General features: G+C 32.0%; 23 protein-coding genes. 15 read left to right on the top strand and 8 right to left on the bottom strand.

Annotated elements, in window-relative coordinates; translation table 11 throughout:
* Positions 1 to 5: 5 nt before the first annotated feature.
* On the bottom strand, positions 6 to 986 hold the full coding sequence (locus L1276_RS11785) for a stage II sporulation protein M (RefSeq protein WP_253788034.1): 981 nt from the start codon (positions 984 to 986) through the stop codon (positions 6 to 8).
* A 20-nt stretch (positions 987 to 1,006) separates the two neighbouring features.
* On the opposite strand from L1276_RS11785, the gene L1276_RS11780 reads away from it, so the two are divergent.
* The 7 genes from L1276_RS11780 to L1276_RS11750 all read left to right on the top strand — a co-directional run bounded on the left by L1276_RS11780 (position 1,007) and on the right by L1276_RS11750 (position 8,276).
* Positions 1,007 to 1,750: an RDD family protein gene (locus tag L1276_RS11780; protein ID WP_253788033.1), complete on the top strand. Its 744-nt coding sequence runs from the start codon at positions 1,007 to 1,009 to the stop codon at positions 1,748 to 1,750.
* Between the two features lie 121 nt (positions 1,751 to 1,871).
* Positions 1,872 to 2,720, top strand: coding sequence for a hypothetical protein (locus L1276_RS11775; RefSeq protein ID WP_253788031.1), 849 nt, complete (start codon positions 1,872 to 1,874; stop codon positions 2,718 to 2,720).
* Between the two features lie 86 nt (positions 2,721 to 2,806).
* A complete protein-coding gene (locus L1276_RS11770; protein WP_253788028.1) occupies positions 2,807 to 3,409 on the top strand; it encodes a trimeric intracellular cation channel family protein in 603 nt (200 codons plus the stop codon).
* A gap of 105 nt (positions 3,410 to 3,514) precedes the next feature.
* On the top strand, positions 3,515 to 4,465 hold the full coding sequence (locus L1276_RS11765; protein WP_253788026.1) for a FemAB family protein: 951 nt from the start codon (positions 3,515 to 3,517) through the stop codon (positions 4,463 to 4,465).
* On the top strand, positions 4,462 to 5,562 hold the full coding sequence (locus L1276_RS11760) for a DegT/DnrJ/EryC1/StrS aminotransferase family protein (RefSeq protein ID WP_253788024.1): 1,101 nt from the start codon (positions 4,462 to 4,464) through the stop codon (positions 5,560 to 5,562). Before L1276_RS11765 ends, L1276_RS11760 begins: the two co-directional genes overlap by 4 nt.
* A 1-nt stretch (position 5,563) precedes the next feature.
* Positions 5,564 to 6,838: an O-antigen translocase gene (locus L1276_RS11755; protein WP_253788022.1), complete on the top strand. Its 1,275-nt coding sequence runs from the start codon at positions 5,564 to 5,566 to the stop codon at positions 6,836 to 6,838.
* Positions 6,839 to 6,947: 109 nt separating this feature from the next.
* A complete protein-coding gene (locus L1276_RS11750; RefSeq protein ID WP_253788020.1) occupies positions 6,948 to 8,276 on the top strand; it encodes a hypothetical protein in 1,329 nt (442 codons plus the stop codon).
* Position 8,277: 1 nt separating this feature from the next.
* Here the strand turns inward: L1276_RS11750 and L1276_RS11745 are convergent, their stop codons facing one another.
* Positions 8,278 to 9,405, bottom strand: a complete 1,128-nt coding sequence (locus tag L1276_RS11745) for a glycosyltransferase (RefSeq protein WP_253788017.1) — start codon at positions 9,403 to 9,405, stop codon at positions 8,278 to 8,280.
* Between the two features lie 41 nt (positions 9,406 to 9,446).
* Between L1276_RS11745 and L1276_RS11740 the strand changes: the two genes are divergently transcribed.
* Both L1276_RS11740 and L1276_RS11735 read left to right on the top strand, forming a co-directional pair.
* Positions 9,447 to 10,274 (top strand): glycosyltransferase family A protein, encoded by an 828-nt coding sequence (locus L1276_RS11740; RefSeq protein ID WP_253788015.1) that lies wholly within the window; start codon positions 9,447 to 9,449, stop codon positions 10,272 to 10,274.
* The gene (locus L1276_RS11735) at positions 10,271 to 10,678 is read left to right on the top strand and encodes an FdtA/QdtA family cupin domain-containing protein (RefSeq protein WP_253788013.1); all 408 of its coding nucleotides are present in this window, start codon (positions 10,271 to 10,273) and stop codon (positions 10,676 to 10,678) included. The genes L1276_RS11740 and L1276_RS11735 overlap by 4 nt, the downstream gene beginning before the upstream one ends.
* Here L1276_RS11735 and L1276_RS11730 read toward each other — a convergent pair.
* The 3 genes from L1276_RS11730 to L1276_RS11720 are packed head-to-tail and all read right to left on the bottom strand — an operon-like array spanning position 10,661 to position 13,159.
* Positions 10,661 to 11,587 (bottom strand): glycosyltransferase family A protein, encoded by a 927-nt coding sequence (locus tag L1276_RS11730; protein WP_253788011.1) that lies wholly within the window; start codon positions 11,585 to 11,587, stop codon positions 10,661 to 10,663. The two genes, L1276_RS11735 and L1276_RS11730, sit on opposite strands and share 18 nt — an antisense overlap.
* A 7-nt stretch (positions 11,588 to 11,594) precedes the next feature.
* Positions 11,595 to 12,476 carry a glycosyltransferase gene (locus tag L1276_RS11725; RefSeq protein WP_253788009.1) on the bottom strand — a complete coding sequence of 294 codons (882 nt, stop codon included), beginning with the start codon at positions 12,474 to 12,476 and terminating at the stop codon, positions 11,595 to 11,597.
* On the bottom strand, positions 12,476 to 13,159 hold the full coding sequence (locus L1276_RS11720) for a cell division ATP-binding protein FtsE (RefSeq protein ID WP_253788001.1): 684 nt from the start codon (positions 13,157 to 13,159) through the stop codon (positions 12,476 to 12,478). The genes L1276_RS11725 and L1276_RS11720 overlap by 1 nt, the downstream gene beginning before the upstream one ends.
* Before the next feature lie 298 nt (positions 13,160 to 13,457).
* On the opposite strand from L1276_RS11720, the gene L1276_RS11715 reads away from it, so the two are divergent.
* The 4 genes from L1276_RS11715 (at position 13,458) to L1276_RS11700 (ending at position 19,964) form a co-directional block, all read left to right on the top strand.
* Entirely contained in the window at positions 13,458 to 16,475 is a 3,018-nt protein-coding gene (locus L1276_RS11715) for a tetratricopeptide repeat protein (RefSeq protein WP_253787999.1), read from the top strand.
* Between the two features lie 91 nt (positions 16,476 to 16,566).
* The gene (locus L1276_RS11710; protein ID WP_253787997.1) at positions 16,567 to 17,430 is read left to right on the top strand and encodes a PhzF family phenazine biosynthesis protein; all 864 of its coding nucleotides are present in this window, start codon (positions 16,567 to 16,569) and stop codon (positions 17,428 to 17,430) included.
* A gap of 146 nt (positions 17,431 to 17,576) precedes the next feature.
* Positions 17,577 to 19,334, top strand: coding sequence for a TonB-dependent receptor (locus tag L1276_RS11705; protein WP_253787996.1), 1,758 nt, complete (start codon positions 17,577 to 17,579; stop codon positions 19,332 to 19,334).
* Between the two features lie 180 nt (positions 19,335 to 19,514).
* Positions 19,515 to 19,964 (top strand): hypothetical protein, encoded by a 450-nt coding sequence (locus L1276_RS11700; protein ID WP_253787994.1) that lies wholly within the window; start codon positions 19,515 to 19,517, stop codon positions 19,962 to 19,964.
* 37 nt (positions 19,965 to 20,001) lie between these two features.
* On the opposite strand, the gene L1276_RS11695 is transcribed toward L1276_RS11700, so the two are convergent.
* Genes L1276_RS11695 through L1276_RS11685 form a run of 3 tightly spaced genes read right to left on the bottom strand, consistent with a single transcriptional unit; the run spans position 20,002 to position 21,332 of the window.
* Positions 20,002 to 20,457 carry a MarR family winged helix-turn-helix transcriptional regulator gene (locus L1276_RS11695; protein ID WP_253787992.1) on the bottom strand — a complete coding sequence of 152 codons (456 nt, stop codon included), beginning with the start codon at positions 20,455 to 20,457 and terminating at the stop codon, positions 20,002 to 20,004.
* Between the two features lie 10 nt (positions 20,458 to 20,467).
* A complete protein-coding gene (locus L1276_RS11690; RefSeq protein WP_253787990.1) occupies positions 20,468 to 20,929 on the bottom strand; it encodes an EVE domain-containing protein in 462 nt (153 codons plus the stop codon).
* Entirely contained in the window at positions 20,904 to 21,332 is a 429-nt protein-coding gene (locus L1276_RS11685; RefSeq protein ID WP_253787987.1) for an SRPBCC family protein, read from the bottom strand. Before L1276_RS11685 ends, L1276_RS11690 begins: the two co-directional genes overlap by 26 nt.
* A gap of 504 nt (positions 21,333 to 21,836) precedes the next feature.
* Between L1276_RS11685 and asnB (L1276_RS11680) the strand changes: the two genes are divergently transcribed.
* Positions 21,837 to 23,513, top strand: coding sequence for an asparagine synthase B (gene asnB / locus L1276_RS11680; RefSeq protein ID WP_253787985.1), 1,677 nt, complete (start codon positions 21,837 to 21,839; stop codon positions 23,511 to 23,513).
* 312 nt (positions 23,514 to 23,825) lie between these two features.
* A complete protein-coding gene (gene asnB, locus L1276_RS11675) occupies positions 23,826 to 25,442 on the top strand; it encodes an asparagine synthase B (RefSeq protein WP_253787982.1) in 1,617 nt (538 codons plus the stop codon).
* Positions 25,443 to 25,468 lie beyond the last annotated feature (26 nt).

The raw sequence follows: 25,468 nt of genomic DNA, 5'->3' as shown, positions 1-25,468 counted from the left end.
TTGTATTAATTCGATTTGGCTGATAGGTTTTGTATTTTCTTATAAACAATAAAAGGATAAACCAAGTAATAAAATGAAATTATTCCAAGTGTCACTAATATAATTGAGCTGCTTAACCAATTGGGCATATCAATTGAATATCGGGTTATAAAACCTTCCAGAAATCCTGCGCTTATTGTAAAAGGAAAAGTACTTAAAAATATTTTAAAACTGTTTTTAAAACCAATTTTAAAAGAGTTCATTCTCGAAAAAGTTTTAGGAAACAGGATAGAAGCTCCTAAAATAAATCCTGCAGACGATTCGATTACTATGGCAAATATTTCCATTGAACCATGAATCCAGATACCGCGAACGCTTTGCCAGAATACATTTTTTTCGTAAAAGAAATACTGAAAAGATCCCAGCATTAATGAGTTTTGAAGGAAAATATAAAACGTTCCAATTCCTCCAAAAATTCCGTACAAATAACATTTTGCTCCCACATAAAGGTTATTCATCGTAATACCAATAAAACTTCCCCAATTAGATCCCGATCCGTAGACCGCCATTGGATTTCCTTTTTTGATGTTTTCTAAGGACATATTAACATAATCGTCGCCTAAAATTAACCGAACAAAGTTTTGATCGTAACGCGCCGATACTACGCCCATGGCAACGGTAGCAAAAAACAAAACAAAAGCGTAAAGCAAATACCTTTTGTATTCGTAAAGTAATAAAGGCACTTCGGTTTTAAAAAATTCAGCAATTCTGTTTTTTTCAGTGCGTTTGGTTTTATAAATTTTTTGATAAATCTGCGATGCAAGGTGATTTAAGTAGACAACTGTTTTACTTTTAGGGTAATAGGTTTGTGCATACGACAAATCATTCATTAATTGAATGTACAAATTAGCTAATTCGTCAGGATTTTTCTTAGCTTTACCAAAAATAGCTAGCTCAAATTCCAGCCATTTTTCTTTATTTTGTTTTATAAATGCAACTTCTCTCATTGAGGGCTAAAATATGAAATATGTCAGAATTATCTATTAATACGACACAAAATGTTAAAATAAATTTTATCGCTGCAACGGCAGGCGAACGTATGGGGGCTTATTTTATAGATTTAGGCATTAAAATCTCATATGCAATCGTAGTTTTATTAATTGTTTTTAACTGGCTTAATCTTGGTCAGGTATTGGATAGCTTAGATACCTGGTCCCGAGCAGCGGTTTTTATAGTGCTTTTTATTCCTTGGATGATTTACTCCATAACCTTAGAAAGTATTTTTGAAGGTCAATCTTTTGGGAAAAAACTTGTGAAGATAAAAGTCGTAAAAATAGATGGATATCAGGCAGGTTTTGGCGATTATTTAATGCGATGGTTTTTTAGAATAATCGATTTTACTTCTTTTTACGGCCTTGTTGCTTTAATTACAATTATTTCAAGTAAAAAAGCACAGCGTTTGGGTGATATGGTGGCGGGAACAGCCGTAATTACACTCAAAAATAAAATTAATATAAGTCATACGATCTTAGAAGAAATAGGCGATGCTTATGTGCCGACTTATCCTTTGGTGATTAAATTATCAGATAATGATATGCGAATCATTAAAGAGACTTTCCATAGAGCTGTAGAAAAAAATGATCATGAAATCATTTACAAACTAGTAGCTAAAATTGAAAGTGTTGCCGGAATTAAAAACCAATCCGGAAATAACTCTGATTTTATCAGGGTAGTTTTAAAAGATTATAATTTTTATACACAGCATATGTAATTTTTTTTGTGCAGTTAAAACGCTGTATTTGTTTTTCTTAGCGTGATTATCATTAAATTTTTTATAATTTTAACAAACTGGAATTATAAAACCAATATAAGGAAACTAAATTGTAGATATTATGATGATTAAAAAGCTGACTGCCCTATTATTGATGTTGTTTGTTTCTGTTTTTACTTTCGCTCAAGGCGGAAAAAAACTGGATAAAATTATAAAAAGAGATTATCAGATTATTGAAGGAACAATTTCTAAAATATCTGATAAAACTGTAGAATATTCACTTCCCGGGGAAACTCTTGTAATTTCCTTAGATGTTTCTCAGATTGCCAGAATTGATTTCGCAAGCGGACGCTCGCAGACGTTTGATGTAAGTCAGGGAAATACTAATCCTGCAGGTACTTCGCCTGTTATTGCAGCATCAGAAATAAAGCAAAATACAATTGCGGTGCTTCCCGTTCCTTATTTAAATTCAGACAATCAGGAAAGCTCAGAAGATATGGCAAAATTTGCCCAAAACGATCTTTACAATAAATTACTCGACAAATCGTCTAATATTTTGCCGTTAACGGTTCAGGATTTAAGAACGACAAACAGTTTGCTTCATAAAGCCGGAATTGATCATAATAATATTGATGAAACGCCAATTGAAGACCTTGAGAAAATATTGGGTGTAGATAATATTGTTGCTGCCAAAGTTTCGTATACAATGAATTCAGGCACAACTTCTACAACTTACAATTCAGGAAATGCAAAAGTAAGCGACAATAATAAAAAGGTAAAAACCAACGATGTTTCGACTACAACAGCCAATACGCAGGTTTACTATTATTACACCGTTTATTTTGATATGTATAAAAACACCACAAAAATTTATTCGCAAACCCGTAAACCCTTTTTGGCGGTAAAAGACAGCTGGATGGATTCTATCTCGTATTTATTAAAAAGAAGTCCTATTTACGTTAAAAGATAATAAATACCTGAAGTAGAAATAGTACTAAAAAAATAGGAGAAATACTAAAATCTCTGCACCTTTGTACCTATGTAACTTAAGAAAAAATGTTTCATTTATTAGATATTATTGGTACAATGGCTTTTGCCATGTCTGGGGCTTTAACGGCAATGCATAAAAAACTCGATCCGTTTGGGGTTTTTATAATTGCTTTTGTTACGGCTGTAGGAGGCGGAACACTTCGTGATGTTTTAATTGGCAGAACTCCTGTGGGCTGGATGATGAATCTTCAATATGTTTATGTCATTATTTTAGGTTTTTTTCTGGCTATTATTTTCAGAAAAAAATTTGATAAACTCCGTACTTCTTTGTTTTTATTTGATACAATTGGTTTAGGTGTTTTTACCTTAATTGGTCTCGAAAGAGGAATTTTAACAGGTCTTCATCCAGTAATTTGTGTTGCTCTTGGAACTATGACAGCTTGTTTTGGAGGTGTAATTCGTGATATTTTATGTACCGAGATTCCAACGATTTTTCGAAGAGAAATTTATGCTACCATATGTATTTTTGGCGGAATAGTATTTTTTGGACTTAAGAAATTAAATTTAGAAGATGATGTTCTGTATCTTGTCACTTCAATTATAATTATTTCAGTTCGTTTACTGGCAGTAAAATACAAATGGTATCTGCCGGCTTTTGAGCATAAATAAGATTTTAAACAGAAATATTAGCCACAGATAGAACAGATTTAAAGGATTTTTTTGGCTAAAGAATAAGAAAAAATCATTGTAATCATAAAAATCTGTGACAGAAAAATGAAAAACCTTACCGTAAAGAAATACGATCAAAACGATTACAAAATCTGGAATGATTTTGTGAGTCAGGCCAAAAATGCCACGTTTTTATTCCATCGTGATTTCATGGAATACCATAATGATCGTTTTCAGGATTTTTCACTTTTAATTTTCGAAGAAGAAAAGCTAAAAGCCATTCTTCCTGCTAATAAAAGCGGCAATTCTATCTATTCGCATCAGGGACTTACGTATGGAGGTTTGGTTTTTTTGAGAAAACTAAATGGAGAAAAAGCAGCACTAATTTTAGATGCGGTTTTGGCTTTTTTAAAAGAAAATAACATTGAGACTTTTTATTACAAACCCATTCCAAGCTTTTATTTCCCGGACGGAAATCAGGAAATTGACTTTTTTTTATTAAAAAGAGGAGCCGTTGTAGAACGAAAAGAAATGAATCTGGCTGTAAATCTAAACCTGCCTTTAAAAATTTCAAAAAGCAAACTGAAACATTTTAGAAGAATTGAAAATCTGGATTTAGATATTATAGAAGAAGATAATTTTGGACCATTTTGGACCGAAGTTTTAGAACCGAGATTAATTGAGAAGTTTAATGCAAAACCTGTTCATTCAAAAGATGAAATAACTCTTTTAAAAAGTAGGTTTCCGCAGTATATCAAACAATATTCAGTTTATCAAAATGATGAAATTATTGCAGGAATAACCCTTTTTGAAACCAAAAATGTTGTAAAATCGCAATATGGAGCCATTACTAAAAACGGAGAAGAAGTAAGAGCGCTGGATTTTTTATTTATTAATTTGATTCATAAATACAAACGCAAAGGCAAGCATTTTTTTGATATGGGAATTGTAAATGAAGATAATGAATTGGGGTATCATCCCGGGCTTTTAAAACAAAAAGAAGAATTAGGCTGTACCGTTTACAATCAGGATTTTTATAAATTAGATATAAAATGATACCATTTCTGGATCTTAAAAAAATTAACGAACCGTATGAAACTGTCTTTCAGGAAAAACTGAAAACCGTTTTAGATAATGGCTGGTATATTTTAGGAAAGGAATTGGAAACATTTGAAAAGGCTTTCGCCGAATATTGCCAGACTAAATATTGTATTGGAGTAGGGAATGGTTTTGATGCTTTGGTTTTGATTTTTAAAGGTTATATCGAACTCGGAAAACTCAAAAAAGGCGACGAAGTTATTGTTCCGGCAAATACCTATATCGCCAGTATTCTGGCTATTTTACAAGCCGATTTAATTCCGGTTTTGGTTGAACCCAAATTAGATACCTACAACATAAATCCCGATTTAATTTCCGGGAAAATTACCTCAAAAACAAAAGCCATTTTAGCCGTTCATTTATACGGACAATCTGCTGAAATGGATAAAATAAATCAAATTGCGCAAAAACATAATTTTGTTGTTGTAGAAGATGCAGCACAATCTCACGGTGTAATTAACAATCAAAAATTAACAATTAATAATTTAAAATCAGCATCTGGCTACAGTTTTTACCCAGGCAAAAATTTGGGATGTCTTGGCGATGGCGGTGCTGTTACAACAAACGATGACGAACTGGCAAAAGTGCTTTTTTCGCTTCGAAATTATGGTTCCGAAAAAAAATATTATAACGATTATATTGGTGTAAATTCAAGATTAGATGAATTGCAGGCTTCTTTTTTAAACTTAAAATTACCCAATTTAGATACCGATAATGAAAAACGAAGAACAATTGCAAAACGTTATTTATCTAAAATTAAAAACAAGAAAATTGTATTGCCGTTTTGGGATTTTTCAAATAATCATGTTTTTCATTTATTTGTTATCCGAACAGAAAATAGAGAAAAACTGCAAGAATATTTAAACCAGAATAATATTCAAACGGTTATTCATTATCCCGTTCCACCGCACAAACAGAATGCTTTTCCTGAATGGAATACTTTATCTTTACCCATAACAGAGAAAATTCATAATGAGGTTTTAAGTCTTCCGATAAGTCCTGTTTTAAATGATTCAGAAGTTGATTTTATTATTGCCGTTTTAAATAAATATTAGTTTGAGAGTATTAAAAAAAATAGGCAGCTCTACTTTGTTTAAGATTACTTCGTTAAACAGTTTTAGTTTAGGACTTAAAATAGGAATTGGTTTAATAACTTCAAAAATACTGGCCATTTTTGTGGGTCCCGGCGGAATGGCTTTGGTGGGGAATCTTCGTAATTTTTTAACTTCTTTAGAAAGCATTTCAATATTAGGTTTTCAGAACGGAATAATAAAATATATTGCTGAAAATCAAAAGAATGAAGAAGGGTTAAAAAAAATAATTACAACAGTTTTTATTAGTTTAATCTGTGTTGCACTTATTCTAAGCGGTATTTTATATTTTTTTGCTTCCTTCTGGAACGGTAAAATATTAGAGCATAATGCAGATAATTCTTTGGTATTTAAAATTCTGGCACTCGCTTTACCTTGGTATACTGTATCTGTTTTTCTGCTCGCAGTTTTAAACGGCTTAAGTAAATTTACCAAAGTAATTTGGGTAAACATTACAGGAAACTTAATTGGCTTACTGGTTTCTCTGATACTGGTATTAAAGTACCATACTTTAGGCGCTTTATTAGCCATTGTAATAACACCTTCGTTATTGTTTTTTATCACTTTTTATTTTGTGCAGAAAGAAATTAAATTCCTAAAAATTGTTCGCCTGCAATGGTATGATTTTACAATTATAAAAAACTTACTGCCTTATTCCTTAATGGCTTTGGTTTCATCTGTTTTAGGTCCAATAGTTTTATTAGCTGTTCGAAATAATCTTATTGAAAAGTTAGGATTAGATCAAGCTGGTTTTTGGGAAACCATGACCAGGATTTCGTCTTATTATCTACTTTTTGTAAGCACAATTTTAACCGTTTATTTTTTGCCAAAACTTTCAAAAGCTCAGGATAATGACGAAACGAAGTCTATTTTTTGGCAGTTCTATAAAACAATTTTTCCCTTTTTTTGCCTTGGTTTAATAGTAATTTATTTCAGCCGTTATTTCATAATTCAATTATTGTTTACAAAGGAGTTTTTGCCTGTAACAACACTTTTCTTCTGGCAGTTAATTGGTGATGTTTTTAAAGCAGCCTCATTAATTTTGGGTTATCAGTTTTTTGCCAAAAAGCTGACCAAAGCTTTTATTATTTCAGAATTGTTTTCTCTTGGCACTTTGTATTTTTTGAGTCTGCTTTTTGTGAATTATTATGGAACAGAAGGAATGGTAATGGCTCAGGCTTTAGACAACTTTCTTTATTTTGTGGTGTTAGTGATTTATTTTAGAAAAAGCTTAATTTAAATAAAACCATATTTCGATCATTTGTACTATTTTTATTGAAGTTATATTTGCTCAGAATGAAATTAAAACGCCTTCAATTCTATTTTTATAAATGCTAAATATTAATTTTTTGGATCCATTTTTTACTAAAGAAATTAAAATTTTAATTTGTGCAGGATTACTTTTTCGTGCTTTATTATCGATTTTATATTTTCACGTAACGCTGTTTCCTGATTCGGAAGGTTATTTATTTTTAGCCGAAAAAATTTTAAGCTTCGATCTCAGTCTATATAACGGAGAAAGAACACCGGGATATCCGTTATTGATAGCTTTAGCATTTGGATCTGCAACCTTGACCGTTGTGTATCAGATTGTTTTAGGAGTTTTTACTTCCATTTATTGGTTTAAAACCATTTTAAAATTAAATTTCGATTCAAAAGCGGCATTATATATTACGCTTTTTTTACAAAGCTTTCTCCAGATTCATTTTTACGAAAGAATAATATTGGTAGAATCTTTAACTCTCTTTTTTGTTTCGGTATTGTTTTACTATTTAGCGGCAGATTATTTAGATAATAAAAGTTTTAAAAAAGATTTTATCGTCGGATTCATTATTGGCTTACTCGTTTTAATCAAACCTTTTTATGCCTTCATTCCATTTGTTATTTATGGATTTAGTGTTGCGAAGAACTTTAAAATTTCAAGAATTATAAATTCTAAACTCATTATTCTGCTGTTTCCTTTAATCTCTTATTTTGGATGGTCTTATTTCAATAAAATAAATACCGGATATTTTGTGTCGACCACATTTTTTGGTCTTAATTTATCGCAAAACTGTGTTTATTTTGCCGAAAAAACTACGCCGGAATACCAATGGATTGGATCTGTTTACGCCAGACACCGAGATAAATTAATTGCTGAAAACACCAAATTAGAACCACATCTTCAAACCGATATTGCGATGACAATTTGGGATGCACAAAGTGATTTACTACCTAAAACAGCTGGTAATTTTGCCTTACTTTCGGCAGAACTTGGCGGTTATGCTAAAGCGACGATAAAAAAAAATCCGTTAGAATATGTAAAACAAGTTATTTTTAGATCATGGTTTGATTTCTGGAAACCAAAAATATATTGGGATTATAGCAGTTTTTCACTGCCTTTTGTAAACAAAATATTTTTAGGAATCTGGTACTTGCAGTCGCTGTTAATTTCGATTTTTAAAGCCTTTTTTGTGTTTTTAATTCCGTATCATTTTATTTTATTTTTAAAGAATCGCAGTATCACAAAAGAACTTCTTTTTACCACGATTATTTTTCTAACCTCAGTACTGCAGGCTTTGGTTACGTATGGCGGCAATGCAAGATTCAGCTTTCCTTTTGAATATATGATGATGCTGGTTGTTATTTTATTTGTCAGGAAAAATATTTTGAACAACAAAAAGAGACTTAAAGTTTAGTTTATTTCAAATTCCAGTAATCAAGGTATTTTTGAGCAATTTTTATATAATCGTGTTCTTGTTCTATAAAAGCTCTTGCACATTTTCCTATTGCCGTAATTTCATCCGGATTTTCAATTAAAAAAGACAATTCGTTTACTAAATAAGTAATATCAGGAGTTGCATTTACACAAACCTTTTCGGTTAAATTATAATGTGCTGTAAACTCATTTTCAGCTCCGGTAAAAACTACTTTTCCTTTTGCCATTGCCTCCAGCGCATTATAGCCCTGATCGTAGCCATAAACCTGATCCAGTAAAATATGACATTTGTTGTATAAAGCGATATATTCGTTATACGGCACATCTTCAACTTTTATAATGTCGACAGAGTCATATTTTTCTTGAATTATAGAAACCGCTTCTTCAAAAAATGCAGTTCCTTTTTTAATCGCACTGCTGTTATTTTTTCCCAGAAAAATGATTACTTTTTCAGAAACAGCTATAGGTTCAAAAGTAATTTTATCGGTATTTACCGGGTTTGGAATTAATATTTTTTCGGGCAATGCAATTTTATAATCCAAATCAGAAACCATTATTCCGGAAACTTTTTTACTTACAAAATCATATAAATCACGATAGTTTTTACGCATGTATTTTAATGAAAAGCGATAGTTTGGCGCTAATTTTTTGTTTTGTAAAAGCGGTGTCAAAATCGAATACTTTACTTCATCTTTTAATAAAAAATCGATAACCGGAGTATCTTCGCCGCAAACCAAAAGAAAGCTTTTTTTGTTTTGATTGAAAAGCTTCTTTAACAGGTATTTTGAAAAAAACGGATACGTTTCAATTGCATTTGAGTTGATTAATTGTACAACATCGTAGTTTTTTAATTTTGGGAGAAAGAACCAAAACCGAATTCCTTTTTCGGCCAATTGTAAATCAATTTTAAAAATTCGGAAGAAAACTTTATTGCAAAAAACTAAAAATGTATTTTCCAGAAAAAACTTTGGGTGGATAGAATAATCAACAGGGAATTTTTTAAAATTATCGCCCGTTGCAATAATCGAAACTTCGTGTTGTAAAGCTTCTAACCCTTCTTTTAAAGAATTATGTAATCGGCTGTATTCTCCTACCAAGAGTATTCTCATTTATGCGGGAAATATTTATATTTACGTAAATATATATGAAAATGTCAAATGTTTTTTCTGAAAATGATTTTGAAATTCTAATTGCGACCAAAAATAGGAGCAATTTAGATTTTTTACAGCCCATGTTTCCGTTTGAGCATTTTTCAACTTTCAATTTGTTGATTGTAAATCAAACCGAAAATACCAATTTAAATTCTGATTATGATTCGGTTAGAGTTTTAAATACCAATGAAAAAGGTTTGTCGAAAAGCAGAAATAAAGCAATTCAAAATGCATCAAAAAGTATTTGTCTTTTTACAGATGACGATGTCATTTTTGAAGAAAATTTAAGAATGAAGATTCTTTCTTCTTTTGAAAAAGATTTAGAATCAAGTATTATTACCTTTAATCATTCAAGAATTGGAGATCTGGAACCGCAAAAAAAGACAATTCAAACTTTTAGTCACAACCAAAAAAGCATCTGGAATGTTAGTTCAATCGAAATTGCTTTTAAATTAAATGATATAAAGAAAAGCAATATATCTTTTGATGAAAACTTCGGACTTGGTTCTTTTTTTGAAACCGCCGAAGAGTTTTTGTTTTTAAAATCGGCTTTAAGCCAAAACTTAAAAGTTAGTTTTGATCCTCAAATTATCGTTTCCCATCCGCAATTTTCATCGGGAAAAAATGAAGGTTCAGATTCAATAATTTACGCGAGATCGGCTTTATTCTATAAGCTGTACCACAATTTTGCTTATGTTTGGCTCATCAAATATGTCTTTTTTCTAGTTAGAAGAAAAAGCATCAAAATCTCTGAGATACCAAAAAAAAGTAAAGCAGGAATAAACGGAATTTCAAAATTTAAAGAATTAACTAAAAGCAAATTATGACCACAAATGCCGATATTCAATTAATTGAAATTCCAAAAATTCAGGATCGACGAGGGAATCTTGCTGTTATTGAAGGAGATACAATTCCGTTTGTTTCAAAAAGAGTATATTATTTGTTCGACATTCCAAGCGGAAGTAAACGCGGTGGACACGCTCATAAGGAACAACATGAACTTTTAATTGCTTTAAGCGGCAGTTTTGATGTTGTTTTAAAAGATGGAAAAACAATTAAAAAAGAAACGCTTAACAAACCGAATGTTGGTTTGCTGATAGTAAACGGAATTTGGAGGGAATTAAAGAATTTTTCATCAGGCGCAGTTTGTTTGGTTTTGGCTTCAGATGAATTTGAAGAAAACGATTATATCCGTGAATACAAAGAATTTAAACTATTTAAAAATAGATGAACCTAATCCCAGTTCAGTCATTTTAAGTTTTAAACCAATCAAAATTTGCAATAGATTTGAAGGAAGAGTAAGCAATATTCTTTTTTTTAAGCTTAAATTTTTCAGATTAATTCCGTTATAATAATAGTCGAACTGCATTTTATTATTGGTAAGTTTGCTCTTAACAGCCAGCGAAAACCGATTTAAATCGAGAAAATATTTAAGGTCAGGATTGGTTTTTTCAAGTTCCAGAAACTTAGAAAAATTCATTTTAGAATTCATTAAAGAGGCGTTTTTAGAAAGACTATTTTCATCATGAGTGTAGCGTACCAATATTTTCCAGATAAATAAAACAGGATAAATAATTCCAATTCTAATCCATAAATCCGTGTCTTGTCCGCTTTGTATATTAGGATCAAAAACACCGGTTTTTTTGAAAATACTTTTCTTAAAAACAGTTCCCGAAGTCAGGATTACAGATTCTTTACTGCTTGCCCTAAAATAATTTACAAATTCAAAATCGCCTGTTTTGCGTATCGAATATGCCGCACGAAATGTTTTTTTTGATGTTTCGATTTCTATAGCAGCGGCAAATACTTTTTGTTTTGGAAAAAGTGTACTATAATGGTGCATAGTTTCTAAAAAATCAGGATACCAATAATCATCGGCATCCAGAAAGACTACGAAAGCAGCATTTGCCTTGGTTAAACCAAAATTTCTGGTTTGAGATACACCTTCATTTTTTTTGCTGAAATATTGAATTCTATCGTCTTTAAATTGTAGAATCTTTTCTTCACTTTTATCTGTAGATCCATCATTTACTATAATAATTTCAAAATCCTGAAAAGTTTGGTTCAAGACACTTTGTATCGTGTTTTCGATAAAATTTTCTTTGTTGTACAGCGGAATTATTATAGAAAAGTATACCATTCTATTTTTATTTTAAAGTACAATAATAACCCAATCGGTAAATGTCAAAAACAAAAAGCGATGGATTTTTACTTAATAACTGCTTTGCAAATAAAGGTTTGAAAACTTTGTAGCCAAAAGCAGTTAGAGTTGTAAGATGATTTTTTTTTATGATTTGAAAATAATGAGACAATTTTACATAATCCTGAGAAATTAAATTGGAATCGACTAGATTTTTTAAACCCAATACAGCTTCTTCAGATTTTCTTAAAAAAGTTTTACTGTCTTCAATTCCCAAATGAAAAACAGGATTTTCGATGTGAATTATTTCAATTTCTTTCTGTTTTAATTCATACGAAAACAAAGTGTCCTCGTGTCTGAGATTTGGAATATTTTCATTGAAAGTGACTTTTGAAAAAACACTTTTTTTGATCAGAAAATTCAAAGTCAAAAAAGAAAGATAGGGATTTTTTTCTCGCTCAGAAACATTCAACGCTTCTCTTTTTGTGCCATAAATCCATCTTAAAAGCTGATTTTTTGATGGTTTTATTCTTTCGTATAAAATACCTCCGTATACTATTTTTTCGCTTTTATCTATGAGAGAAATATATTTTGAAAGGAAATTTTCGTGAACAGGTAATGTATCAGCATCAAGAAATAATAAATTCTCATAAAGTGCTTTTTCTGCCAATAAATTCCGAATACAACTGCGTCCAATATTTTTATCTAAAACAGTAAAAGAACAGTTTTCGAGCTGGTTAATTGGGTGGTTTTCATTTATAAAAAGATTTGAAGCATCATCCAAACAAATAATTTCAAAAGCGATATTTAATTCCAAGGCTTGATTGTGCAGTTTTTCTATTAATGAAAATGCATTATAATTAAAAACCGGAATTAAAATGGAAAGCATTACACGCTTCTTTGCACTACTTCAAAAATTCTTTCCTCTTCACATTTCAATGTTTTCGATGGAAATTTCATCAATAAAGCATAATCGTGAGTAGCCATGATAACCGTTTTACCGTTAGCATTGATGTTTTTTAAAACTTCTAAAACCTCAGAACTGGTTTGCGGGTCAAGATTTCCTGTAGGTTCATCGGCAAGGATAAATTCTGGATCGTTAAGCAAAGCTCTTGCAATGGCAACACGCTGTTGTTCACCTCCAGAAAGCTGGTGAGGCATTTTGTTTAAGAAATCTTTCATTCCAACTTTATCGAGAACTTCATCGATTTTGTATTCCATTGCTTCTTTTTCGACCCAGCCGGTTGCTTTAAGAACAAAAAGCATATTGTCTTTGATAGAACGGTCTGGAAGCAGTTTAAAATCCTGGAAAACGATACCAATTTTACGTCTCAGGTACGGAATATCTTTTTCTTTTAAAGTTGCCAAATCAAAGTCAACAATATGAGCTTCACCTTCAGTTAAAGGCAAATCAGCGTACAAAGTTTTTAAGAAGCTGCTTTTTCCGGAACCTGTTTTTCCAATGATGTATATAAATTCACCATGCTGAACATCTAAATTAATATGAGATAAAATTTTTCTTCCTTCTTGATATATAGTGACTTCTTTAAGAGATAGTACGGTTTCTGACATAATAAAATTGATTTGAATGGTAAAAGTAATAAGTTAACGATTGGATTCAAAATAATTTTCAATCATTTCTTAAGAAAATTTGTAGAAAAAGGAATGAAAATTTAAACCGTATAAGTTATTTAAGTTTAATTTAGTTAATCTGCTAAAATCACCTAGCTTATAATTACTTATATCACTTATATGGTTTGTTTGAAGTAACTAAATGTTTGTTGTTAAAAAAAAGATTCATAATAAATTCAAGAAACGTTTCGTTATAAACGGTATAAAATGATAAATTTGAATACTAAATATAACTAAAATGCATAGACTTTCCTGGTTCTTTTTATTCCAAATTATCCTTACATCGACCATAGTTTCGGCACAAAAATCAGCTATTTATACTTACGATTTAAAGGATTTTGACAAGGCACTGGCTTTATATAACGACAAACAATACGCTTCGGCACAACATATTTTTGAGTATGTAAAAAATAATACGGCGCAAACAGAAGAAGTAAAATCAGATTGTGCTTATTATATTGCCAACTGTGCAATTAGAACAAATCAGGCTAATGCCGATGCTTTGATGGAAAAATTTGTAGAAGATTATCCAACAAGCACCAAACAAAATCAGGCTTATATTGAAGTGGCGCAATATTTCTTTGAACAAGGAAATTACCCAAAAGCTTTGCAATGGTTTGATCGTGTTGATGAAAGTTACATGAGCAAAAAAGAATCGGATAAATTTAATTTCCAGAAAGGATACAGCTATTTTACTGCTAAAAAGAAAAAAGAAGCAACAGCGTATTTTAACAAAGTCGTAAACTCTCCTGAATATGGTTCTCAAGCCAAATATTATTTAGGGTTCATGGCATATGAAGGCGACGATTACAAAGAAGCAACCAAATATTTTGATGAGGTTTCGGGCGAAGAAAAATACAAAGAGAAGCTTTCGTACTATCAGGCCGATATGAATTTTAAATTAGGAAATTTCCAAAAAGCAATCGATTTGGGCCAAAAAGCAATGGCAAAGTCAAATGAAATGGAAAAATCGGAATTGAATAAAATTATTGGTGAAAGTTATTTCAATTTAAAACAATACGATAAAGCAATTCCCTATTTAGAGCAGTACGCAGGAAAAAAAGGGAAATGGAATAATACTGATTTCTACCAATTAGGTTATGCGTATTATGAGCAGAAAAATTACGAAAAAGCAATTTCTCAATTCAATAAAATCATTGAAGGAAAAGATTTTGTAGCGCAAAATGCCTATTATCATTTAGGTTTAAGTTATTTAAATACAGGTAAAAAACAAGAAGCTTTGAATGCATTTAAAAATGCTTCGGAAATGGATTTTAATGCACAAATTCAGGAAGATGCAGCATTGAATTATGCCAAAGTGAGTTATGATATTGGAAACGCGTACCAAACGGTTCCGGGAATTTTACTTGATTTCTTAAAAAAATATCCAAACAATTCTAACAGGGCAGAAGTAGAAAAGCTTTTGGTTGACTCTTACATTTCGACTAAAAACTATAAAGAAGCTTTGACTCTATTAGAAAAAAACAGAACGGCAGAAAATAAAGCAGCCTATCAAAAAGTATTGTTTTACAGAGGAGTTGAATTGTACAATGAATCGAATTATGCTGAAGCTGGAAAAATGTTTAAAAGTGCTGTAAGCGAACAAAAAACGCCTGAGTTTACAGCGCGTGCCACTTTTTGGAAAGCCGAAACGGAATATCTTAATGACGATATGCAGAATGCATTGTTGACGTACAAACAATTTGCGGGACTCCCGGCTGCCAAATCTACAGACGAATACAAAAACATTAATTATAATATTGGTTACACGTATTTTAAACTGAAAGAATACGATCAGGCAGCCAATTCATTTCAAGCTCAGATCGACAATAATAAAGAAGATAAAGTGCGTTTGAATGATTCGTATTTACGTTTAGGAGATTCACGTTTTGTGAATTCGAAATATTCTCAGGCGATGGAAGCTTACGGAAAAGCAATGGATGCAAAAAGTGTTGATGCTGATTACGCTCAGTTTCAAAAAGCACTTTCGTATGGTTTTATGTCAAAAAATGACCAGAAAATCAATGAGCTGAACAATTTCTTAAAAATGTATAAAAAATCAGAATATCGCGATGATGTTTTATTTGAATTAGGAAATACGTATGTGGCTGATAAAAAGAATGATTTGGCCATTAAAACCTACGATCAGTTAATTTCAGAATACAAAAACGGTTCGTTTACTTCAAAATCAATCTTAAAACAAGGTTTGATTTATTACAATTCAGATCGTGATGAACAAGCGTTGACGAAATTCAAAAAAGTTGCGGCGGAGTTCCCAAAAACTCCAGAAGCGCTTGAAGCCGTTTCGACAGCAAGATTAATTTATGTTGATTCAGGAAGAGTAGATGAATATGCAACGTGGGTTAAAACCTTAGATTTCGTTTCGGTTACAGATGCAGAATTAGATAACGATACTTACGATGCAGCTTTCAAACAATACAGCCAAAGTAACAGCAAAGCAGCGATTACAGGATTTGCAGGTTACACAAGTAAATTCCCTTCAGGATTACATGCTTTAGAAGCTAATTTCTATCTGGCGCAATTGTATTATGCAGAAGGTTCTGAAACGAAATCAATTTCGAATTATCAATACATAATTGAACAGCCAAGAAGTGAATTTACAGAACAGGCGTTAAACAGACTGGCTCAGATTTACTTGAAAGCGAAAGATTGTGATAAATCAATTCCGGTTTTAGTTCGTTTAGAAAGTGAAGCCGATTATCCTCAGAATAAAAACTTCGCTCAGGCCAACCTGATGAAATGTTATTATGATAAAAAGGATTATGATAATTCGGTTATCGCGGCAGATAAAGTTTTAGCTAATCCAAAAGCCGATGCCAATGTAAAAGCCGATGCTCAAATTATTGTAGCTCGTGCCGCAATCCAAACAGGAAATGAAGATAAAGCAAAAACAGCGTATGCAAAATTGTCTTCGACTTCAAAAGGAGAATTAGCTGCCGAAGCGTTATATTATGATGCTTATTTTAAAACGAAAGAAGGAAAATTTGAAGCTTCAAATGCTGCAGTTCAAAAACTGGCAAAAAGCTATTCTGCTTACAAATATTATGGCGCAAAAAGTTTGGTTTTAATGGCGAAAAACTTCTACGGTTTAAAAGACAGCTATCAGGCGACTTATATTTTAGATAACGTAATTAACAATTTTACTGATTATCCGGATGTTGTTGAAGAAGCTAAAAGAGAGTTAGGCGCGATTAAGGCGGAAGAGTCTAAAACCAATTCGTCGATTAATAAATAAGATAATTTTAGAGAGAAGATGCAAGAAGCAAGATTTTATAAATGTCTTGTCTCTTTCCTCTTGATTCTCTAAGAAGAAAAAAATAAGAACAATGAGTTTACCTTTTTATATAGTTGATGTTTTTGCTGATAAAAAATATGCCGGAAATCAATTGGCGGTTTTTTTAGAGGCACAAAATTTAAGTTCGGAAGAAATGCAGCAGATTGCGCGCGAGATTAATTTTGCAGAAAGCACATTTGTAACCAAATTAGATAGAGAAAACAATAAAGCAGAAATAAGGATATTTACACCAGCTCACGAAATGCAGTTTGCGGGTCACCCAATAATTGGGACGTCATGGGTTTTGATTAATAAGATTTTTGACAATTCGCCTGACGAAATTAAATTGGAGGTTCCAATTGGACCAATCCAGATTCATCAGTCTGAAGAGTTGATTTGGTTAAAAGCAGCGCAGCCAAAATTTTGGGATATATTTTCAAAAGAAGATTTTACAGTATTCAGTAATCTGAAAAAAGAAGATTTTGAAAATCAATTCCCAATTCAGGAAGTTACCACAGGAAGTGCTTTTGTAATGGTTGGATTAAGCAGTAAAAGAGCATTAGAGAATTTGGTTTTAGATAAAGATAAGGCTGATCATTGGATGAAAAATAATTGCAAAACAGATCACAGAGGATTATACTTTTATTATTTGGAAGGGGCAAAATTATTCAGTCGAATGTTATGTATTGAACACAACCAATTGGTAGAAGATGCTGCGACTGGAAGTGCGAGTACGTGCCTTGAAGCTTTTTTATTAAAATATCACAAACCTGAATTTGAGTTAATTAATTATCAGGGAGATTATATAAAACGTCCGTCTCAAATTTATTTCAAAGGAAAATTAACTGATAACCAGTTTGATATTAAAATTGGAGGGAAAGCTCAGTTTGTTGCCAAAGGAGAGTGGGAAGCTTGATTTTTAGAGAAGAGAAAATAGAATAAAGAACAAAAATATAGATTTTAGAATATAGAAACTGAACAAAGAGATTGAGCTTAAGAATTAAGAAATAGTGTAAGTCTATTTTCTATACTCTTTTCTCTATTCTCTTAAAAGAAATAAATATGAAAATTAAGTGCCGAAATAAAATTATCGTTTTGCTAGTGTTATTTGCTGTCCAGCTTTCGTTTTCGCAAGTTAAGAAGAATGAAAGTATTGGAACTGAAACGGTAAACGTGGTAAAACCTTATTCGCCAACCATATCTGACGCTTTTAAAGTCAAGGAAACACCATCACTCGATGATGCTGGAAATCAGCCGAAAGAAACTATTAAATATAGTATTTTGTCTGTCCCTGTAGCTTCGACTTTTACACCTTCAAAAGGAAATGCGCAAGGTGTGGATAAATCTAAAAAAGAAAGGTTATTCAATAATTATGCAACACTTGGAGTTGGAAATTATGGAACTCTTAATGCTGAATTATTCGTAACTCAGGATTTAGGAAACAATGATTATTTGGCAGGAATGCTGCGTCATCATTCTTCGCAAGGCGGAATTAAAGATGTGAATTTAAACGATGAATTTTACGATACAGGTTTAAATATTGGTTATGGACAAAATAACCGTGATATGTCCTGGGGTGTTGATTTGGGTTACCAAAATCAAGTATACAATTGGTATGGATTACCATCTGAATTCGGGATGACTTTACCGCCGGGAACACAGGAAGATTTGATCAGAGGAATTAATCCAAATCATTCTTATAACACGATTTCATTAGGCGGAAATGCTGAATTTAATGAAGGGATTTTTAGCAAAATTTCAACCAGATTTACACATTTCTCAGATAGTTTTTCTTCTTCTGAAAATCGTTTTTATCTAAAACCAACTTTTAAAGTTGATGTAATGGATCAGGCAATTAATACCAATATTATAATAGATCATGTAAGTGGTTCTTTTGATCATAATTATGCTTGGGATAATCTTGAACCATTAAAGTATAGTTTGACAAACTTTGGGATCGAACCAAGTTTTGTGGTTAATGAAAACGATTGGACATTAGAATTAGGTGCTGGTTTATTTTATGCTTTAGATTCTGAAAACAGCGGAAACAAATTTTATATCTATCCAAAAGTAAACGCATCGTATAAATTGGTGGGCGATTTGATGATTTTCTACACAGGAGTAAACGGAGGTTTAAACCAAAATTCCTATGCTGATTTTGTAACCGAAAATCCTTTTTTGTCTCCAACTTTAAATATGAGACCAAGCAGTACACAGTATAATGTTTTTGCCGGATTAAAAGGAAAACTGGCTAATAATGTCAACTATAATTTAACGGCTTCTTATTTAAATGAAAAAGACAAAGCATTGTTTAAAAGCAATGATTATACTGAAGATTTTTCGAATCAGAATTATGCTTTCGGAAACTCATTTGGGGTAGTTTATGAAGATATTAGAACTTTCCGTTTTTATGGAGAATTAAAAGCTGATTTCTCTCAGAATGTTACTTTTGGAATCAACGGAACTTTTAACAGCTACAATACAGATAATATGACTGAAGCATGGAATTTGCCTTCAATGAAATTAAGTTCAACTTTAGACGTTAATATTACGAAGCAGTGGTATGCTGGTTTAAATGTTTTCTATGTTGGAGAGCGAAAAGATATGCAGTCAAATTTAAATTCGGGTGTTGATCCGGTTATTACAACCTTAAAAAGTTATTTTGATGCCAATGCACATTTAGGATATAAGTATAACGAGCGTTTAACTTTCTTCTTAAAACTAAACAATATTGGAAACCAAGCTTATGAAAGATGGTTGAATTATCCGGTTCAGGGATTCCAGGTTTTAGTTGGAGGAAATTATAAATTCGATTTTTAAGATGTTTTTGTCAAAAAGATTCTAAGGCACCAAAATTATAGAAATTATAAAACGTGCCTTTTTTTTAGCCATGAGTTCGTGAATTTTTTGGAGTAAATTCGTGAATTCGTGGCTATTTTTTTGCGACACCAGAAAAACCTTTGCACCTTTGTACCTCAGAACCTCAGTACCTTTAAAAAAATGACTTTCAAACAAAAAATACATTCTCATTATTTACAAATGGTTCAGGACCGAATAGATGTTTTTAAAGACATGATTTCAGGATTGACAGAAGATTCTAAAAACGATGCTAAAGGTTCGGCTGGCGATAAACATGAAACGGCTTTGTCGATGATGCATATCGAACAGGAAAAACTAACCAATAAACTAAAAGAAGCTATTGCTCAAAAAGCAGTTTTAGATAAAATTGATTCAACAAAAAACACAGAAAACATCATTTTCGGAAGTTTGGTAAAAGCAAACGGAATTTATTTGTATGTAAGCGTAGCGCTTCCTAAAATTGCAATTGACGGTATCAATGTTATTGCGCTTTCTCCGCAGTCACCTTTAGGAAATCATTTAATGGGCAATAAAGCTGGTTTTGAGTTTGAAATCAATAAAACAAATTATACTATTGAGAGTGTTGAATAATAAACTTTTTTATTAAAAAAATATATAATTGTATTTATTATTTTTTTAGCAATTTGGCAAGATTATGATTTAAGCTCTTAGTATCTGAGCCTAAAACGGAAAAGAATTTTTTGTCAAAATCTTCTACAGTTACAATCGCTTTTTTTGCAATTTCTTTTCCAGTATCAGTAAGTACGACAATTTTGGCTCTGGTATCTGTAGCATGCTCCTGTCTTTTAATGAACTTTTTTTGCTGTAAAGTTCTAAGCACTGTAGAAGTTGTCATTGGGTCTATTTTTGTGTGTGATGATAATATTATTTGGGTTACTTCTTGTTTGTGAAGCGTAAGCCAGTGTATACTTGCCATAAGTACAAATTGCGAGTGTGTTATATTGTATTGTTCTAAAGCCTTTTTGATCTCACGCTGCCAAAGATTGGTTACTTGCCACAACAAAAAACCAGAGCTGTCGTCTGGTTTTTCTACACTAAAAGTGTTATCTGTTGATTTAGTCATTTTAAAATTTTTATTTTGGATTTGTGAGTATCATTTCATCGCAAATCATTTTTGAAGTTATAAAGTTAAAATCATTTTCATTGATTTCAAAAAAAACGTATCGAAATGGATAACCCCAATGTTTTTTGTCTGTAATAAATTCAAGATTCTCAATCATCGAAAGTATTGAAACTTCATTGAATTTCAGGAATTCTATATTTCTTCTAAACGGTTTGAATTGCTCTGTCATTTGAAAGGGGTATACACAATCATCACTTACTTTTCCTAGCGCAGTAAACATTTGATACTTTTCTTTTTCCATCATTTTTATTTTAGAAGAATATATTAGTATATAATCATCTTTTTTCATTCTTTTCAATGGAGCTTCTTTTCCGTGGCAAACTTGAATGAAGCTGCCTTTAATTGCTAGTTGTGCGTGTTCTTTTGAAATAGTGGCAATCCAATATCTACTCATTGCTGATTTTTTTTGCATTTTTAATTTGATTTGCAATGTCTGCTGGTAAATGGTCAACAATTCCTTTAGCGACTAATTTTACCCATAAAAATGATAAAATCCCTTTTACAGTTATTGTTACAGAAATTTTAAGCCCGTCGCTTGTATCTTCATAAGTATGCTCTCCATACATTTTGGCAAGAGGAAAAACTGTTAAGTCAGTAAATTTTTTGTTTTCAATAACTTCAACCAGTTTTATTTTTACTTTAGGCCCTCCTTTTGGTTTAAGAAGAAAGTAATTACCAACTCTAAGTTCCCCTAAAAGTTGAGAGTCTTCTACGGTATCATCCCATTTTTTCCAGTTATTAATGTCTGTTGTTAGTTTCCAAATTTGCTCTTTGGTAATTTCTGTTGTAATCACAGAATACGATTTTGTCCACATAATTTTTTTATTTAATAAGTGCAAATATAATAAGTGTACTTATTAAATTAAAAATATTTAATGTTAATTTTTTTAGACAAGTTTTAAAACAGCTAAAAAATACGTTATATACTCATTTTACTTTTTTTAAAATGAACAAAAGTTTATCATTCCTCTTTCCTCGGAATGATAAACTTAATGGATAAAGTCTTATATAATTGTATATCCAATAATTCCAGAACGACTTTCTATCTCTTCTTTATGAATTTTTCATAGATATTTAAAAATCTCAAAATTTAATTCAAAGAATCACATCAAACTTTCATTTTTAAAGCGTTTTTTGGTTCCAAATTAAAATTTTCAAGTTTCGAGCTTATTTTTACTTCTAAATTTTACATTTTATATGTAAAAACAAAATTATGGTTATAAATTGTAATTGAAATTAGTATTTGTGTTTTTCAATTGTAATCGATACCGCATCTTTGCCTTATCAAAATAAAATTAAAGTTTTAAAAATATAAAATTATGTGTGGAATTGTATGTGCCTTTGATCTAAAGCAAAAAGCCGAGAGTTTAAGACCTCAAGTATTAGAAATGTCAAAAATCATTCGTCACCGCGGACCAGACTGGAGCGGAATTTACAGCAATGATAAAGCAATTCTTTCTCACGAGCGTCTGGCGATTGTAGATCCAGCTTCAGGAAAACAACCTTTATTTACAGAAGATAAAAAATTGGTTTTGGCTGCAAATGGAGAGATTTACAACCACAGAGAACTGCGTAAACAATTTGAAGGAAAATATAACTTTCAAACTGAAAGTGACTGTGAAGTTATCTTAGCTTTATACAGAGAAAAAGGAGTAAACTTTGTTGATGAGTTAAACGGAATCTTTGGTTTTGCAATTTATGATGTTGATAAAGATGAGTATTTCGTTGCTCGTGACCACATGGGAATTATTCCATTGTACATTGGATGGGACCAGCACGGAACTTTCTACGTAGCTTCTGAGTTGAAAGCTTTAGAAGGATATTGTACTAAAATCGAATTATTTCCTCCGGGACATTATTTATCAAGTAAAGACGGTGAATTTGTACAATGGTACAAAAGAGACTGGGTTGATTATGATGCGGTTAAGGACAACGAAACAAGTATTCCTGAAATCAAAAAAGCGCTTGAGGCAGCGGTTCACAGACAATTAATGAGTGACGTTCCTTACGGAGTTTTACTTTCTGGAGGTTTAGATTCGTCTATTACTTCGGCTGTAGCCAAAAAATTTGCGCAAAAACGTATTGAGTCAGATGATACTACAGATGCCTGGTATCCACAATTACACTCTTTCTCAGTAGGTTTAGAAGGTTCTCCGGATTTAGCCGCAGCTCAGGTTGTAGCAAAACATATTGGAACGATTCACCACGAAATTAAATTTACAATTCAGGAAGGTTTAGATGCCGTTCGTGATGTAATTTACAATCTTGAAACATATGATGTAACTACGGTAAGAGCTTCAACTCCAATGTGGTTAATGGCGAGAGTTATCAAATCAATGGGAATTAAAATGGTTCTTTCAGGAGAAGGAGCAGATGAGTTATTTGGAGGATATTTATATTTCCACAAAGCACCAAACGCAAGAGAATTTCACGAAGAAAACGTTCGTAAATTAAGTAAACTTCATATGTACGATTGTTTACGTGCCAACAAAAGTTTGGCTGCGTGGGGAATCGAAGGCCGTGTTCCTTTCTTAGATAAAGAATTTATGGATGTTGCCATGCGCATCAACCCGCAGGATAAAATGATCAACAAAGAACACCCAATGGAAAAATGGGTTGTTCGTAAAGCTTTTGAAGATATGCTTCCTGAAATTGTTGCATGGAGACAAAAAGAACAATTTTCTGATGGAGTAGGATACAGCTGGATTGATACTTTGAAAGAAGTGGTAGCCAAAGAAGTTTCGGATGAGCAATTGGCAAACGCAAGATTTAAATTCCCATTGCAGACTCCAACTTCTAAAGAAGAATATTACTATCGTTCCATCTTTACAGAGCATTTCCCAAGCGATGCAGCAGCATTATGTGTTCCTCAGGAAGCAAGTGTAGCTTGCAGCACAAAAATCGCTTTAGAGTGGGATGAAGCATTCAAAAACATGAACGATCCTTCTGGAAGAGCTGTTGCGAGCGTACACGATGATGCTTATGTAAAAGCATAAACAAGTTAATTATTAGAATTAGTATATATATTGCAGAAAAACGTTCTCGTAAGGGAACGTTTTTCTTGTCTTAAATTGTTAAATTCTATATTTTCAATACTTTATAAAACAGAATCGGTAATTAATTAACTTACTTTTTTTATATTTGGCATTCGCCGAAATAAAGTTAAATCACTTCGATTTTAAGATTGAAAATATAGGAAAGCAAAAAATAATATTTAGATTTGCCTTCAGTAGAAAATCTTAATGATTTTTTAATATTCAGCTTATTTTGAGTTGATGCCCAAGAATAAAAATTAAAAATAGAATAGTATGTCTGGATTATTGGCCGTTATAGGTAAAGGAAAAGACCCGCAGCTTGTAAAAGAACTTTCTGAGAGAATGTCACATCGTGGCCCAGATGAAAGTGATTTACATATTATGGAAAATGGAAGTATACTTTGTCATGAAAGTTTATCTATCATTGATCTGCAATCGGGAAAACAGCCTATTCAGGGAACAAACAAAGCATGGATGGTTCACGATGGTGAAATCTATAATTATCAGGAATTAAAAGATACCGTTTTAAAAGATCATACTTTTAGAACCAATTCTGATTCAGAAGTTATCGTGCATTTGTACGAAGAATTTGGATTTGATTTTTGCAATAAACTTGACGGCGATTTTGCTTTTGTAATTATCGACGGAGATAAATACATTGCCGGAAGAGATCCAATTGGGGTAAAACCTTTGTATTATGGATTAGATGAAAGAGGAAGGATTTATTTTTCTTCAGAAATGAAATCAATTGCAGATCAATGTAAATCATTTTCAACCTTTCCTCCGGGACATTATTATACGGCAAAAAGCGGTTTTGTAAAATATTATCACCCGGAATACGAAGATCATAAAAATGCAACACACTCATTGGATTTTGAATTAATTAGAGAAAGCCTAATTGAAGCAACACGCAAACGTTTAATGAGTGAAGTTCCTGTTGGTGTTATATTATCAGGAGGTTTAGATACTTCTTTAATCTCATCAATTGCTTCAAGATTAGTACAGGAAAGCGGTAAAAAACTGTCTTCTTTTTCCATAGGATTAGATGCAGATTCTCCAGATAATAGTATGGCAAGAAAAGCAGCTGAGTTTTTAGGAACTGATCATCACGAAGTACATTTTACGGTTGAAGAAGGAGTATCTGTTTTAGAAAAAGTCATCTCGCATATCGAAACCTATGATATTATTTCGGTTCGTTCGGGAGTTCCAATGTACTTATTGTCGAAAGCGATAAGTGAAAAAGGAGTAAAAGTAATTCTGTCAGGAGAAGGCGCCGATGAAATTTTTGGCGGTCACTTGTATTTTAGAAATGCACCTTCGGCAGAAGAATTTCAGGATGAAACAATCGAAAGAGTTCAAAAGTTATTTACAGCAGATTTACTTCGTGTTGATAAAACGACCATGGCAAATGGAATTGAAGCCAGAGTTCCGTTCTTAGATAAAGAATTCTTAGATGTGACAATCAGAATTAAAACAGAAGAAAAGCAGCCAAAAACGTATGACGGAATTGAAAAATACATTTTAAGGAAAGCTTTTGAAACATCAGAAAATCCATATTTGCCAACAGAAGTTTTATGGAGACAAAAAGAACAGTTTTCGGATGGTGTTGGATACAATTGGGTTGATGAATTAATTGAATATTGTGCTTCGCAGGTAACAGATGAGCAATTGGCAGGCGCAAGTGCAGAGTTTCCATACAATACACCAACAACAAAAGAAGCGTACTATTACAGATCGATTTTTCATAAATATTATCCGCAGGTCAGCGCGGCGCAAACTGTTCGTAAATGGATTCCGAAATGGCAGGAAAACCAAGATCCAAGCGGAAGAGCAAATGCGGCTCATTTAAAAGGAAATTTTGAAAGCACAAAATCTGGAGTTGCTGTTTAAATTAAAATATTTCAAATTATGAATTC

The sequence above is a fragment of the Flavobacterium sp. HSC-32F16 genome (assembly GCF_024171645.1).
Taxonomy (GTDB): domain Bacteria; phylum Bacteroidota; class Bacteroidia; order Flavobacteriales; family Flavobacteriaceae; genus Flavobacterium.
The sequence above is the reverse complement of the archived record's forward strand: the minus strand, read 5'-3'. Positions and strand labels throughout refer to the sequence as shown.